Raw genomic sequence first — 14657 nt, forward strand, 5'->3', positions numbered from 1 at the left:
GGTGAGGGAAACATCCCGGCGCATGGGATATATTATTTTGAGCGTGATGCTGCTGGTTTTGCTTGGCCTGGTGATGACCGGGGCGTGGGTTGCGCAAAGGCGGACCGGCAATTCGGGCTGGGTTGATGCGTTTTGGACGTTTGGCACGGGCGGGGCGGCTGCGTTGGGCGCGTTGGTGCCGCTGGGCTCAGCGCCGGTGGCGCGGCGGGTTTTGGTGGCGGCTTTGGTGCTGGTTTGGGCGTTGCGGCTCGGCTTTTATATTGTGCGGCGAACCCGCGCGATCACGCATGAGGATGCGCGCTATGCGCGGTTTCGCGCCGATTGGGGGGCTGCGTTCGAATCGCGGATGTTTTGGCTGTTGATGATCCAAGCGGTAGTGGCATGGGTGTTGGTGATCGCGGTGATGATTGCCGCTCATGATCCAGCACCGATGACCGGCGTTTCTTGGGGTTGGACTCTGGCGGGGCTGGCGGTTTTTGCGGGATCGCTCTGGGGTGAGGCGGTGGCGGATGCGCAGATGCATGCGTTTCGCGCCGATCCGGCCAATCGGGGTCAGGTTTGTGATCGCGGATTATGGGGCTGGTCACGCCATCCTAATTATTTTTTCGAAGCCTCGATTTGGTTGGCCTATCCGCTGATTGGGCTGGCGGGGGGATGGGCGCCGGGATTATTGGCGCTGATTGGACCGTTGGGGATGGTATGGCTGTTGACCAAGATTTCCGGGATTCCGCCGCTGGAGCGCGAGATGTTGGAGTCGAGGCCGGTGGCTTATGCCGCGTATCAGGCACGGGTGAGCGCGTTTTTTCCGCGCCCGCCACGGTAGCGCGATTGGCGCATCCATTGGTGGATTGGAGGCGTATTTCAATCAAGGTCATGTTGATTGGAGTTCGCGATGAGTTATTCGGTTGCAGCGATGACAGGGTTGGCGGAGCGGTTCGTGCTGCCCGATCGACTTTTGCGGTTTGGCGTCGCGCAGTTGGTGGGACGCACCGACCGGGCCTTGACGCGGGTGGGGCCGGAGGCTGAGCGCCGCTTTGCCGCAGAGATGGCGGCCTTGCCGATTGCGTTGCATGCCGATGCGGCCAACGCGCAGCATTATGAGGTGCCAGCGGCGTTTTTTGGCCTTACGCTGGGGGCGCGGCGGAAATATTCCTGCTGCTTATATGATGGGTCGGTGAGCACGCTCGATCAGGCCGAGGAGCGGGCGTTGAGCGAGACCTGCGCGCATGCGGCGCTTGCGGATGGGCAGCGGATCTTGGAGCTGGGCTGTGGTTGGGGCTCGCTAAGCCTTTGGATGGCCGAGCATTATCCCGCCGCCCGGATTACGGCGGTCTCTAACTCCGCCTCGCAACGGGCTTATATCGAGCAGGTGGCGCGGGAACGCGGGTTGCGGAATCTGACGGTGATGACGGCGGATATGAATCATTTCAGCACAACCGAGAGGTTCGACCGCGTGGTATCGGTTGAGATGTTTGAGCATATGGCGAATTGGCAGGGTTTATTGACCCGGGTGAAGGGCTGGCTGGCGCCAGGCGGCAAGCTGTTTGTGCATGTGTTTACCCATCGCCAGGGGGCGTATCGGTTTGATCATCATGATCGGGCCGATTGGATTGCGCGGCATTTTTTCACGGGCGGGCTGATGCCGAGCCATGGGCTGATCAAGCAATTTCCAGATTTGTTTCGATGCGAGGCGGAATGGCGGTGGAGTGGCGCGCATTATGCGCGGACGGCGCGTGATTGGCTGGCGAATTATGATCGTGAAGCCGGGGCGATTACCGAGGTGTTGGAACGGGTTTATGGCGCGGAGGCTGGGATTTGGCGGCGGCGGTGGCGGTTGTTTTTCTTGGCGACCGAGGGGCTGTTCGGCTATCGTGATGGCGAGGCGTGGGGGGTTAGCCATTATCGGCTGACCGCAGCTTAGGGTGAGGGCATGATTGGTCGGGCGTTGACGGCCCTTGGGCGGGCGCTGGACCATCCGGACCCGCTGACGGCGGCGATGAACACGGTAGCGGCGGTGCTGGCGGGTAATACGCCGTTTTATCCGATTTATTTATATGTGGTGTTGGGGCGGGATGCGACGCCGACGATATTGCTGACGTTATGCTCCCTGCCTTTTTGGTGCGCGGTGCCGATGATTGCCCAGCGCAGCGGTGTGGCGGCGCGGGTATTTTTGACGGTGATTGGTGTGCTCAACACCATGTGGTGCGCGGTGGTGCTGGGGTTTAATACCGGCATTGTGCTGTTTTTGATCCCCTGCATTTTGCTGGCTACGTTGGGGTTTCATCGTGCGGAGCGGCGGCTGATGGTGGGGCTGACCGCCCTGCCCTTTTTGGCGTATGGCGTGCTGCGCTATGCGCCGATGGGGCCGGTGATGCGGATTAGTGCGGCAGAGCAGCTTGATTTGGTGACGCTGAATGGGGTCAGCGTGGCATGCCTTTGCGCGTTTTTAGGCTATCGCTTTGCGGGGGCGCGACCAACAAAGCTGCCATAAGGGTGCTTGCGTCGCGGCGCGAGGGGCGGTAGATCGTGCGGACCCCAGGGTGCGTAGCTCAGCGGGAGAGCATCGCCTTCACACGGCGAGGGTCACAGGTTCAATCCCTGTCGCACCCACCAGGGTTTGCCAATCCATGGTGGTTTTGGTCGCGAACGGGTTTCAAGCGCACTGATTGGCCGTGATTCGGCGCGGACCCGGCTGGGCCGGGTTGTGCTGATGGCTGGGCGATGATGATCCGCTTGGCGCGTTGAGCGAAGGCGTTGATCGTGCGCTCCAGCATCAGTGGGGCCATTTTATCGGCAAAGCGATTGAGCGGAGCGGTGCGAAAACTCAGATCAAAATCTGCTTGGACGATGGTGCTGGTGGGGCACAGGCTGCGCAATTGCCAGCAGAGCTGAAACGTGCGGAACGGAAACTGGGTTGCGCTGATGCGCAATTGGTGCGGCGGATCCAGCGCGGCGATGGATCGAAAATCGACCGACAGGCCGAACAGGCTTACGCGCTGCTCGACCTCCAGCCGTTGCGTGCTGCGCTGGTTGATGCGCACGGCCCGCCAGCCGGGCATATACAGCGGGTAAGATTCGATATCGGCGATCAGGGTGAATAAGACGGTCATCGGATAGACGAACAGCCGCTCGACGTGGTGCGTGGTCATGCCGGGGCGCTCACCGCGCATTGTTTCCAGGCGGACACGGGGCATTGCGTCATCATGTTCTATCAATATTCGCCCTTAATTCATTGTCCTTGATTTAAATCAATGCCGAAATCGGAATGATCAGTAGCATAGCCAATGTTCGTGCGTGCATCCGTTACGTTTGGCACAAGGCTTCTTGGCCCGAAGCGGGCCATGGGTGGAGGATGAGCGATGGGTTCGGAAACGCAGACATTCTACCAATTGATGCGCGCCCAAGGGACCAGCCGACGATCGTTTCTGAAATTTTGCAGTCTCACGGCGGCGGCACTTGGTTTGGAGCCGATTTATGCCGCCCAAATTGCGCATGCGATGGAGACCAAGCCGCGCATTCCCGTGTTGTGGATGCATGGCTTGGAATGCACATGCTGTTCGGAATCATTCATTCGCTCCGGCCATCCGTTAGCGAAAGATGTTATTTTGAAAATGATTTCGCTTGACTATGATGACACGCTGATGGCCGCTGCCGGTGCGCAAGCGGAAGCTATTCTTGATGAAATTCCGAAGAAATATAAGGGCGAGTATATTCTTGCCGTTGAGGGAAATCCGCCGCTCAATGAAGATGGCATGTATTGCATTGTCGGCGGCAAACCGTTTGTTGAGAAACTCAAGGCTGTTGCTGCCGATGCGAAGGCGGTGATTGCCTGGGGTGCTTGTGCATCGTGGGGATGTGTGCAGGCGGCGCGCCCTAACCCGACCCAAGCAACGCCGATCGATAAGGTGATTACCGACAAGCCGATCATCAAGGTGCCGGGCTGCCCGCCGATTGCCGAAGTGATGACGGGTGTTATCAGCTACATGATTACGTTCGGGCGAATTCCTGAACTGGATAGTCGAGGCCGACCTTTGATGTTTTATGGTCAGCGGATTCACGATAAATGTTATCGGCGGCCGCACTTTGATGCGGGGCAGTTTGTTGAACAATGGGACGACCAGGGGGCGCGCGAGGGCTATTGCCTTTATAAAATGGGATGTCGTGGGCCAACGACCTATAATGCCTGTTCCACGGTGCGCTGGAATGGCGGGGTTTCGTTTCCGATTCAGTCGGGCCATGGCTGTATTGGATGTTCGGAAGATAATTTCTGGGATAATGGGCCGTTCTATCAACCGCTTGCGCATATTGGCGCTGGCTTTGGTGTTGAAGCAAGCGCTGATGAGATTGGCGCGGCAGCGGCGGGGCTGGTGGGCGCTGGCGTGTTAGCGCATGCCGGCGCCAGTGCGATTAAACATTTTCGATCAGGGAAAGCGACCCCGACGGCAAAATCCGACGATCATTCCCGGCCCGATGGAGACCAGCCATGACCCGTTCGATCACCCCGAATGGCTTTGCGATTAATGATAGCGGCCGACGCATGGTGGTTGATCCCGTTACGCGGATTGAAGGGCATTTGCGGTGCGAGGTTAATCTTGATCAGAATAACATTATACGCAACGCCGTATCATCGGGCACGATGTGGCGCGGGCTTGAGGTTATTCTGAAAGGCCGCGATCCGCGCGATGCGTGGGCTTTTTGCGAACGGATTTGCGGGGTGTGTACTGGGGTTCATGCGCTCGCTTCGGTGCGCGCGGTGGAGGATGCGCTCGCAATCAAGATTCCAGAGAACGCCAACACCATTCGCAACATCATGCTCGCGACGCAATGGGCGCAGGATCATTTGGTGCATTTCTATCATTTGCATGCGCTCGATTGGGTTGATGTGATCAGCGCCTTGAAGGCTGATCCGAAGGCGACGAGCACGTTGGCGCAAAGCATCTCGCCCTGGCCGAATTCATCGCCCGGTTATTTTCGCGATGTGCAAACGCGGCTGCAAAAATTTGTCGATTCTGGACAATTAGGGCCGTTCATGAACGGCTATTGGGGCAATCCGGCTTATTTATTGCCGCCGGAAGCCAATTTGATGGCGGTGACGCATTATCTGGAAGCGCTCGATTTTCAACGCGAGATTGTCAAAATTCATACGGTATTTGGCGGCAAAAACCCGCATCCAAACTGGCTGGTTGGCGGCATGGCCTGCGCGATCAATCTGGATGGGCCGATGGCTGCGGGGGCGCCGGTCAATATGGTGCAGCTTGATTTGGTCGCCTCGATTATCAGCCGCACGATTGATTTCATCGATCAGGTTTATGTTCCTGATCTGGTCGCGATTGCGAGCTATTACAAGCAATGGGATTATGGTGGCGGCTTGGCGGGTAAAAATTTGATGTCGTATGGCGATTACCCGCTGGTTGCGAATAGTTGGGCCGATGATAATTTATTGATGCCGCGCGGCGCCATTGTGAATGGCAAACTTGATGAGATTATGGACATCGATTTGCGTGATCCAAGTCAGGTTCAAGAATTTGTCGATCATTCATGGTTTCGTTATCCGGATGAGGCGACCGGCCTGCATCCCTGGGCCGGAATTACGGACCCCGATTTCAAATTGGGCCCAAAAACGATTGGCACCAAGACCGATATCAAGCAAATGGATGAATCGGCGAAATACTCTTTCATCAAGGCACCGCGCTGGCGCGGCCACGCCATGGAGGTCGGCCCGTTATCGCGCTTTACGGTTGGCTATGCCAAGGGCATTGCTGAATTCAAGGAGCCGGTTGATAAATTATTGACCGATCTGGGCCTGCCGCTCAGCGCCTTGTTCACCACGCTGGGCCGAACCGCAGCACGGGGCCTCGAAGCCTCGTGGGCGGCGCATAAGATGAAGTTTTTCTTTGATCGGTTGATGAGCAACTTGCGCGCTGGTGACCTGGCCACGGCCAATACGGCGAAATGGGACCCGGCGACATGGCCGACGGAGGCGAAGGGGATTGGCCATGTTGAGGCGCCGCGCGGGGCTTTGGGGCATTGGATTCATATCAAAGACCGCAAGATCGAAAGTTATCAGGCAGTCGTGCCGAGCACTTGGAACGGATCACCACGTGATCCGGCTGGAAATATTGGCGCATTCGAGGCGGCTTTGTTGAATACGCCGCTCGCCAATGCAAGCCAGCCGCTCGAAATTTTGCGCACGCTGCATAGTTTCGATCCTTGCATGGCGTGTGCCACCCATGTGATTGCGCCGGATGGCAGCGCGTTAGTGCGTGCCGACGTGCTTTAGACATTGTTTGGGAATGGGGACATTACGCCATGCTCGACCAGCCATCGCCCACCATGAGTGACCGGCCAGAAGCCGGTGTTTCCGCGCCGGTCTATGTTTATGAGCTGCCGGTGCGCATCTGGCATTGGGTGATGGCGTTGGCGATCACCCTGCTGGTTGCAACCGGTTTGCTGATTGCTAATCCGATTTGGCCGCTGCAGGTGGGCCAGCCTTATCACCATTTCTGGATGGGCGATATTCGGTTTGTTCATTTCGTGATTGCTTATGCGCTGACGTTGGCGATGCTAGTGCGGATCTATTGGGCATTTGTGGGCAATCGGTATGCGCGCGAGATATTTATGCCGCAATTTTGGTCTCGTCCCTGGCGGCATGAATTTTTCAAGACAATCCGTTGGTACTTATTGATCGAGCGCGAGACCAGCAAAGAGAGCGGCCATAATCCGTTGGCACAGACAGCAATGTTTGCGATGTTTTTACTGGGTGTGTTGGTTGAAATCATTACGGGGTTTGCGCTCTATGGCGAGGGCAGTGGTTACGGTTCATGGTCGTATGATTTATTCACCCGTTGGGTGGTGCCGCTTGTCGGTGACAGTCAGCGCCTGCGCACCTGGCATGTGCTTGGGATGTGGTATTTGATCCTGTTCGTGATTGTTCATGTTTATATGGCGATCCGTGAGGATATTATGTCACGCCAGACAATGATGAGCACGATGGTTAATGGGTGGCGGTATTTCAAGGATAATCGGCCATGAGCGACGCAAAGTCTGTCGTCGTATTGGGCATTGGCAATATTCTCTGGGCTGATGAAGGGTTTGGCGTGCGCGCCGTGGAGGCGTTGCACGATGCCTATATTTTTCCTCCAGATGTGAGGCTGATTGATGGCGGCACCCAGGGCCTTGCACTTTTGCCCATCATTGAATCGGCGAGCAGGTTGGTGGTTTTTGACGCGATTGATTACGGGCTGACGCCCGGCAGTTTGCGGATCATCGATGATGATGCGGTGCCGCGCTATCTCACGGCGAAGAAAATGAGCTTGCACCAGACAAGTTTTCAGGATGTGCTTGGCTTGGCGACCTTATCGGGGCGGCTGCCTGCGCATATGCGGCTGATTGGTGTGCAGCCGCTTGATCTTGATGATTATGGTGCGGGGCTGACGGCACCGGTTCGTGCTCAGCTCGGCATTGCGGTGGATCATGCGCTGGCATGGCTCGCGATTTCCGGGATTATTGGCACGCCACGCCCGAAGGATCAGAAGGCAGAGCCGTTGGGTCCGGCCTCGGTTCGTCAGATTGCCTATGAGCGCGTTGCGCATGAGGTTCGGTCATGAGTGCAGCGATTGAACGGTTATTGGCGCGGCCTGATAGTGTGGGGCTGGCGCCGGGCGATGTGGAGGCGTTCATCGCTGAGGGAATTTGTGTTTTATTTTTTACCGGCAATCCATCGCGACATCGAGAAATTGATGATGTCGCCGCTATTTTGCCGGAATTGATCCGGACGAGCGGGCATCAGATAAAAATCGGTGTGATTGATCCAGATCGGGATCGCGCGAGTGCGGCGCGGTTTGCGGTGACGATACGCCCGACCTTGGTGTTTTTGCACCATGGCCGCGTGCTGGGCACGGTGGCGCGGATGCGCGACTGGGCGTATTATCAAGCCGAGATTGCAACGATGTTTGCGCCATTGGCATCGGAGGTATCGTGCGATGGATGATTCTCTGAAATCCATACCAGATCTTCAGCAATTTCGGCCAGAGAACTTTGGCCCAAGCAGCTTTGGTCCGGGGAGCTTTGGGAATGGGCCGGATTATCTGCCAATGCCCAAGGAAGTCACGGTGTTTGTTCCGCCCGCGCCGTTGTCCGACCCGCAATTGCGTGCGGTTGGTCCGGCCTGGTTGACCCGTATTGGCAACGCGCTCGCTGGCTATCGCGATGATGCACCTGGGATATCGATTGATCTGGTCGGGCTGAGTGGGGCTGAACGCCGATTTCTTGATGAGATTTTGGGTCATGGTGAGGTGAGCGCTTTGGTGCTCGGCACGCCGGTGATCCAGATTGAGGAGACGATTTTCACCGGGTTGTGGCGTGTGCGCAGCGATGCAATGCCAAATGCGCTGGCACAGGACCGGCTGGAAATTGGCCCCATCCCGCAGATTTTGACCGCGCGTTCCGCTGACGCCGCCGGAGCGCTTGCTTTGCCGGGCGCCGAGACATTGCCGCCCGGTTTGGTCAATGCGCCGCATATTCTGGCGGAGTTGATTGCCAAGAGTGCTTCGTTTTTGACGAGCGGGGCTGGTCATTTGATTAATCTTGATTTGGTGCCGATGAGCAACGATGAACTGACTTGGCTGGTGGGGGCGCTGGGCGAGGGGCCGGTGGTTATTCTCTCGGCGGGCTATGGCGCGTGCCGGATTCGCAGCACCAGGCTGGCGGCGACGTGGTGGGTGCAATATTCTAATGCAAGTGACGCGCTCATTCTTAACTCATTGGAAATTGCGCCGATCCCCGCTGTTGCGTGTGCCGCTGCTGACGATATTGCGGAATCGGCGCTGCGGATTCGCGCGGTTGCGGCGTTATACGCATGAGCGCGGCAGGCCCATCGGGTCGGTATGAGTGCCGGATTTGCTGGCATGTTTATGATCCTGCGCAGGGCGATGCGGTGGCGCAAATCCCGCCGGGGACGAGCTTTGCGGCGTTGCCGGAGGATTGGGTATGTCCGCAATGCGATGCGGCAAAGCTGCAATTTATCTTGATTGATCCGACGACTGACCATGCATGAGATGGCGCTTTGTCAGAGCGTGGTGCAGGCGTTGGAGGAGCAGGGCATCGCCCAAGGTTTCGCCCGTGTGACAGCGGTGTGGCTGGAGATTGGCGCGCTGGCCAGTGTGGAGCCGGATGCGATGCGGTTTGGCTTTGATGTTGCGGCACGCGACAGCATTGCGGATCAGGCGCGCCTGGAGATTATCGAAGTGGCCGGAGCGGCGTGGTGCATGCGATGTGCCACCACAATTGCGTTGCAGCGTTTTGGCGATGCCTGCCCGCTTTGTGGCTCCTATCAGCTCCAGGTGCTGGATGGGCAGCAGATTCGGATTAAACAAATTGAGGTGACATGATGTGCGGGATTTGTGGATGTAGCAGCGGCGATCTGGCGGATGGCGCACTAACGGCGCTGGCGACACATGAGATGCAGCGGCGCGTTGACCATTTGCGTGATCATCATCATGACAATGACGATGAGCGTGGACATGACCATGGACATGACCATGGGCATGCCCATGGGCATGATGATGGGCATGATGATGGGCATGACGCTGCGGCGGGCCGCCGGCTCGTGCGCGTTGAGCAGGATATCATGGCGAAAAATCAGCGTTATGCTGATGCCAACCGGCGTTATTTTGCGGCGCATGGGATTTTTGTGGTCAATTTGATGTCGAGCCCAGGGGCTGGCAAGACAACGTTACTGGTGCGTATTGTTGAGGCGTTGAAGGGCCGGGTGCCGGTTGCGGTGATTGAGGGGGATCAGCAAACCGGGTTGGATGCGGCGCGTATTGCCGCGACCGGAGTGCCGGCGTGGCAGATCAACACCGGTAAGGCCTGCCATCTTGATGCCCATGCGATTGGTCATGCGCTCGATCATTTGCCGAAGCTGGATGGGGGGATTTTGTTTATTGAGAATGTTGGCAATCTGGTGTGTCCGGCGGGGTTTGACTTAGGCGAAGCGCATAAGGTGGTGATATTGTCGATTACGGAAGGTGAGGATAAGCCGCTAAAATATCCTGATATGTTTCATGCGGCGGATTTGATGGTGCTCAATAAAACCGATTTGTTACCCTATTTGGCTTTCGATCCCGAGACAGCGAGCCTGTATGCGCGCCAGGTTAATCCAAAGATCGAAATTCAAGCCGTCTCAGGGTTGCACGGCTACGGGTTGGAGGTATTTCTCGCATGGCTTGAAGCGGGACGCGCCCGCGCCGCAATCCACGCCTGAGCGGGTCTGGCCGCAGCGTTAGCAAATGCGCGGCAGCGGGTCTGCTTCCAACTCGGGCAGGATGCGCGCGCCGCCGATGCTTGTATGGACGATGACGCGATGATCATCGGCGTGGGCAAGGTGACCGATGAGGCTCGCACCCGCCCCCTGCGGCAGAGCGCGCCACCGGGCAAGGGCAGTTTCGGCTTGGTCGGGCGCGATGACGGCGACCACGCGACCTTCGCTGGCGAGGTAGAGCGGATCATAGCCGAGCATCGCGCAGACCGAGGAGGTTGCCGGGCTGATCGGGATGGATGCTTCATTGAGATTGACACGAAGATGGGCGCCTCGGGCGATTTCATGCGCGACCGTGGCGAGGCCGCCGCGGGTTGGGTCACGCATGAAGCGCAGGCCCGGCAGGGGCAGCAGCGATTGGGTGAGCGGCAGGACCGAGGCGGCATCGGATTGGAGGTCACCGCGCAGCCCGAACGCCTCGCGCGCCAGCATCACGGCGATACCATGATCGCCGACCGGGCCGCTGACCAAAATGGCGTCGTTCGCACGGATTGCCGCCATGCCGAGAGTGCAGCCCGGCGCCCGCACGCCAATGCCGGTGAGTGCAAGATAGAGCCCGCCGCCCTGGCCGCGCGGCACCACTTTGGTGTCACCCGCAACCACGTTGACCCCGACCGCACGGGCGGCGGCACCAAGGCTGGTGACCACGGATTCCAGCAACGCCATGGGCAGTCCTTCCTCGATGAAGAGGGACAATGTGGCATACAGCGGTTGGGCGCCGGACACTGCGAGGTCATTCACCGTGCCGTGGATCGCGAGGACGCCGATATCGCCGCCCGGAAATTGCAGCGGCTGGACGGTAAAACCATCGGTCGTCACGACGATTTCGCCGGGTGGCAGGGTTATCGGCGCGGCATCGGCTTCGGTATCGAGCGTGGGGTTACCCAGACGGGGGCGAAACAGGTTATTAATCAGATCGCGCATGTGCCGCCCGCCATTGCCATGGGCGAGGCTGACATACTGGTCGGGCTGGTGGGCATTATTCATCGGGTCGGCATCCATATTCGATAATCTGGCCGAAGCTCAGACCAGCATCATTGCAGGGGATTTCGCTGCCGAGATCGGCGGTAAATCCATCGTCGCGCAGCAAGGCGAACAGGCGTTCAGCCAGACGGCGATTTTGAAAAACGCCGCCGGCAAGCCCAATTGCGGTGACCGCTTCGATGTCGCGCATGGTGCGCGCGATGGCGAGCGCGGTTTGCGCCAAGGTTTCGTGAAAGCGGGCGGCGCGTTCGGCAGGGCTGATGCTATCGTTCAGCAGCATGGCCAACAGCGTGCTCCAATCGGCGGTCAGTATCCCGTTTTGCGGATCAAGCGGCAGGGGGGATGGGGGCGCAGCCAGGGCAACTGCTGTATCGGCGAGGGTTTCCAAGCGTGCGGGCCCCTGCCCTTCAAAGCTGGCATGGGTGCCGAGGCCGAGCAGGGACGATGCCGCATCGAACAGGCGGCCCACCGATGAGCTGAGATGGCAATTCAGGGCCGCGTCCCAAGCCTGGCGTGCGAGGGCGGCGTTAGCGGGTAACAGGGGGGCTGGCGGCGTGATCTGCTGGGTCCAGCATAAGGCGGCGGCGCTGCGCCACGGTTCGCGGCCAACGCGATCGCCGCCTTGCAGGCGGAACAGTTGAAAGCGCGCGACGGCGCGCCAAGCACCGGGCCGACCGAGCAAGGCCTCGCCGCCCCATAGCGTGCCATCAGGCCCCAGACCGGCGCCGTCCCAGGTGAAAATCAGCATCGGGCGATCAAGCCTATTGAGTTCACCCGCAAGCGCCGAAGCGTGGGCGGCGTGATGATAAATTGGGCATGTTGGCATAGCTTGGCCGCGCGCCCATTGGGTGCTCGCGTAAGAGGGGTGGGCATCGGTGAGAATGCGCGTTGCTGGCACGCCGTACAGCGCTTGCAGATCGGCGGCGGTGCGCGCCAGCAGGGCCAGAGCGGCTTGGGTGTCGAGATCGCCCAGATGCGGCGAGATCACCACGCGATCATCAAAGCCAAGCGCGATGGTTGATTTCTGATGGCCGCCGACTGCCAAGATGGGTTGCTGGAGCCGGAACGGCAGGCTGCGCTCAATCGGCGCAATGCCGCGGCCGCCGCGCAAGGTGCGGGCGCGATGATCGATCACCCGGACCACGCTATCATCGACGGGGCGTTCGATCGGGCGATCATGATGCAAATAACCATCGGCGATGCTGCTGAGTTCCTGTTCGGCGCCTTCTGGTTCGGTGACCATGGGCGCGCCGGAGCGGTTGGCGGAGGTGGCGACCAACGGTGCGGCGAACGCCTCGATCAGCAAATGATGCAACGGGCTATCGGCCAGCATGACACCGACTATGTTCAAGCCGGGGGCGAGGGCTTGGGCCAATGGGGCGCTAGGGCGGCGGAGTGCGAGGACGATGGGCCGGGCCGGTGAGCGCAGGGCGGCGAGGGTTTCGGGGTCTGGCTCGATCCAGTCGGCAAAGCGCGCCGGGTCGTGGGGAAGGAGGATGGCGAGTGGTTTGTCGGGCCGGTGTTTGCGGGCGCGCAAGGCGGAGACACTGGGTTCGGATGCGGCATCGCAAAATAAATGATAACCGCCGACGCCTTTGACCGCGATGATGGCACCGCGCCGCAGTGCCGCGAGGGTGGCTGCTAACGCGTCATTGCCCTTGAGCGCTGGCGTGGCGGGGGCGGCGAACCAGCATTGAGGACCGCAGACGGGACAGGCCGTTGGCTCGGCATGAAAGCGGCGATGGGTGGGGCTGGTGTATTCCGCCGCGCAATCGGCGCAGAGCGTAAACCCGGCCATGGCGGTATGGGCGCGGTCATAGGGCAATTGACGGATCACGCTATAGCGCGGGCCGCATTGGGTGCAATTGATGAAGGGGTAGCGAAAGCGCCGGTCGGCTGGATTCGCCATTTCGGCTAGGCAGTCCGGGCATGGGGCGAGATCGGGCGGCAGAAAGTGCCGATGCGCGCCCTGGGTTCGGCTCACGCGAATCACAAAATCCGACGATCCGTCCGCCGCTTCCTCGTGGCAGCCGAGGAGCACGGGGCGTGCAATGGCGGGGGCTTGTGCCAGAAGATCAGCTTCAAACTGGTCCAGAATCGCTGATCGGCCAGAGGCGAGTATTTCCACCGTGCCGGCGCCGTTACGGACCCAACCGGTCACGCCGTAGCGGCATGCGAGGCGATAGACGAAGGGGCGAAAGCCGACGCCTTGCACGCGCCCGCCTAGCTCGATCCGTCTTGTTGCCACCGGCGCGCTCACGTTGGTCTGACACCGGATTGCCACCAGATATGGCAGGCCCCCTCATCAGACACCATGCAGGGTCCGATTGGATGGGTGGGGGTGCAGCCTTTGCCATAGAGGCGGCAATGGTCGGGCGTGATCCGGCCCAGCACAACGCTGGCGCAATCGCAGCCGGGCGGCATTGCGCCGGCATGCGGCCGGGCTTGGGTCCGGATGGTGTGGCGCAGCCTCGCGTCATGACGCTGCCAGGGGCCGCGCAGGCCAAAGCCAGAATCGGGAATGATGCCGATGCCGCGCCACATGGCGGGGATAATTTCAAAAATCTCGGCCAAGAGGCGTTTGGCTTCGCGATTGCCATTTGCGGTAACCAATTCGGGATAGCAATTATCTAAAAAGGGGCCGCCTTCGACATATTGCCGCAGCACGGAGTACAACGCGGCGAGCAGGCTTTCCGCCGTGAAGCCGGCGACTGCGACGGGCAAACAATAGCGCTCGGCGATGAAACTCCATTCATTGGCCCCCATGATTGTTGCGACGTGACCCGGCGCGATCAGCGCATCGAGCGTACTTTGATCGTCATGCAGCAACATCTCGACGGCGGGCCACGTTAATCGTGCCGCGAGCAGCACGGTGAGATTATCGGGCACGCCTTCGGCCAGCATCGCGGCGACGGGTGCCGATGTTGTTTCGAAACCGGCGACAAAGAACACGATCTCGCGCTGCGGCTCGGCGCGCGCGATTGCGACGGCCTCCTGCGGCGAGGCAACCGGGCGCACATCCGCACCATGCTGGCGGGCTTGGGCGAGCGAGCGGAGTTGCCCCTTCGGCGCGTTGATCGGCACGCGCATCATATCGCCAAAGGCGACCAAGATCACCCGATTGGTGGTGGCGAGTTCAATAGCGTCGGCCAGATCATCTTCGGGGCACACGCAAACCGGGCAACCTGGACCGGGAATGATGCGCACGGCGGCGGGCAATATGGCGCGCAACCCGAGCATCGCGATGCTGCGCTCATGGCCGCCGCAGACATTCATCACCGCGACGGGCCGATCAAGCGGCAATTGCTGGATGCGTGTTAGCCACGATTGCGGGTCGTCATTCAGATGGCTCATC

The 14657-nt window shown here is 59.6% G+C and carries 16 protein-coding genes and 1 tRNA gene; 13 read left to right on the plus strand and 4 right to left on the minus strand.

Annotated elements, in window-relative coordinates:
- Window positions 1–22 precede the first annotated feature (22 nt).
- The 4 genes from ACYUCQ_RS11880 (at window position 23) to ACYUCQ_RS11895 (ending at window position 2613) form a co-directional block, all read left to right on the plus strand.
- Window positions 23–823, plus strand: coding sequence for a DUF1295 domain-containing protein (locus ACYUCQ_RS11880; RefSeq protein WP_460254744.1), 801 nt, complete (start codon window positions 23–25; stop codon window positions 821–823).
- Between the two features lie 69 nt (window positions 824–892).
- Window positions 893–1921, plus strand: coding sequence for an SAM-dependent methyltransferase (locus tag ACYUCQ_RS11885; RefSeq protein ID WP_460254745.1), 1029 nt, complete (start codon window positions 893–895; stop codon window positions 1919–1921).
- Window positions 1922–1930: 9 nt separating this feature from the next.
- A complete protein-coding gene (locus ACYUCQ_RS11890) occupies window positions 1931–2491 on the plus strand; it encodes a hypothetical protein (RefSeq protein ID WP_460254746.1) in 561 nt (186 codons plus the stop codon).
- A gap of 47 nt (window positions 2492–2538) precedes the next feature.
- A tRNA-Val gene (locus ACYUCQ_RS11895) sits at window positions 2539–2613 on the plus strand.
- Here ACYUCQ_RS11895 and ACYUCQ_RS11900 read toward each other — a convergent pair.
- Window positions 2592–3194: an SRPBCC family protein gene (locus tag ACYUCQ_RS11900; RefSeq protein ID WP_460254747.1), complete on the minus strand. Its 603-nt coding sequence runs from the start codon at window positions 3192–3194 to the stop codon at window positions 2592–2594. The genes ACYUCQ_RS11895 and ACYUCQ_RS11900 overlap by 22 nt on opposite strands.
- 165 nt (window positions 3195–3359) lie before the next feature.
- On the opposite strand from ACYUCQ_RS11900, the gene ACYUCQ_RS11905 reads away from it, so the two are divergent.
- The 9 genes from ACYUCQ_RS11905 to hypB all read left to right on the plus strand — a co-directional run bounded on the left by ACYUCQ_RS11905 (window position 3360) and on the right by hypB (window position 10264).
- Complete coding sequence (locus ACYUCQ_RS11905; RefSeq protein ID WP_460254748.1) at window positions 3360–4487, plus strand: hydrogenase small subunit; 1128 nt, start codon at window positions 3360–3362, stop codon at window positions 4485–4487.
- Window positions 4484–6280 (plus strand): nickel-dependent hydrogenase large subunit, encoded by a 1797-nt coding sequence (locus tag ACYUCQ_RS11910; RefSeq protein ID WP_460254749.1) that lies wholly within the window; start codon window positions 4484–4486, stop codon window positions 6278–6280. The genes ACYUCQ_RS11905 and ACYUCQ_RS11910 overlap by 4 nt, the downstream gene beginning before the upstream one ends.
- 29 nt (window positions 6281–6309) lie before the next feature.
- Window positions 6310–7032, plus strand: coding sequence for a Ni/Fe-hydrogenase, b-type cytochrome subunit (gene cybH, locus ACYUCQ_RS11915; protein ID WP_460254750.1), 723 nt, complete (start codon window positions 6310–6312; stop codon window positions 7030–7032).
- The gene (locus ACYUCQ_RS11920) at window positions 7029–7607 is read left to right on the plus strand and encodes a HyaD/HybD family hydrogenase maturation endopeptidase (protein ID WP_460254751.1); all 579 of its coding nucleotides are present in this window, start codon (window positions 7029–7031) and stop codon (window positions 7605–7607) included. The genes cybH and ACYUCQ_RS11920 overlap by 4 nt, the downstream gene beginning before the upstream one ends.
- Window positions 7604–7990, plus strand: coding sequence for a thioredoxin domain-containing protein (locus ACYUCQ_RS11925; RefSeq protein ID WP_460254752.1), 387 nt, complete (start codon window positions 7604–7606; stop codon window positions 7988–7990). The genes ACYUCQ_RS11920 and ACYUCQ_RS11925 overlap by 4 nt, the downstream gene beginning before the upstream one ends.
- Window positions 7991–8093: 103 nt before the next feature.
- On the plus strand, window positions 8094–8861 hold the full coding sequence (locus ACYUCQ_RS11930) for a hydrogenase expression/formation protein (protein WP_460254753.1): 768 nt from the start codon (window positions 8094–8096) through the stop codon (window positions 8859–8861).
- Window positions 8858–9055 carry a rubredoxin gene (locus tag ACYUCQ_RS11935; protein WP_460254754.1) on the plus strand — a complete coding sequence of 66 codons (198 nt, stop codon included), beginning with the start codon at window positions 8858–8860 and terminating at the stop codon, window positions 9053–9055. The genes ACYUCQ_RS11930 and ACYUCQ_RS11935 overlap by 4 nt, the downstream gene beginning before the upstream one ends.
- A gap of 1 nt (window position 9056) precedes the next feature.
- On the plus strand, window positions 9057–9389 hold the full coding sequence (locus ACYUCQ_RS11940) for a hydrogenase maturation nickel metallochaperone HypA/HybF (RefSeq protein ID WP_460254755.1): 333 nt from the start codon (window positions 9057–9059) through the stop codon (window positions 9387–9389).
- A gap of 71 nt (window positions 9390–9460) precedes the next feature.
- Window positions 9461–10264, plus strand: a complete 804-nt coding sequence (hypB, locus tag ACYUCQ_RS11945; protein ID WP_460254756.1) for a hydrogenase nickel incorporation protein HypB — start codon at window positions 9461–9463, stop codon at window positions 10262–10264.
- 18 nt (window positions 10265–10282) lie between these two features.
- Here hypB and hypE read toward each other — a convergent pair whose 3' ends face one another.
- From hypE to hypD, 3 genes are read right to left on the minus strand one after another with little or no spacing between them, the layout of a single operon-like run.
- Window positions 10283–11305: a hydrogenase expression/formation protein HypE gene (hypE, locus tag ACYUCQ_RS11950; protein ID WP_460254757.1), complete on the minus strand. Its 1023-nt coding sequence runs from the start codon at window positions 11303–11305 to the stop codon at window positions 10283–10285.
- Window positions 11298–13562, minus strand: a complete 2265-nt coding sequence (gene hypF, locus ACYUCQ_RS11955) for a carbamoyltransferase HypF (protein WP_460254758.1) — start codon at window positions 13560–13562, stop codon at window positions 11298–11300. The genes hypE and hypF overlap by 8 nt, the downstream gene beginning before the upstream one ends.
- A complete protein-coding gene (gene hypD, locus ACYUCQ_RS11960) occupies window positions 13559–14656 on the minus strand; it encodes a hydrogenase formation protein HypD (protein WP_460254759.1) in 1098 nt (365 codons plus the stop codon). The genes hypF and hypD overlap by 4 nt, the downstream gene beginning before the upstream one ends.
- Between the last annotated feature and the right edge of the window lies 1 nt (window position 14657).

The organism is Acidiphilium sp. MT5, assembly GCF_054767495.1.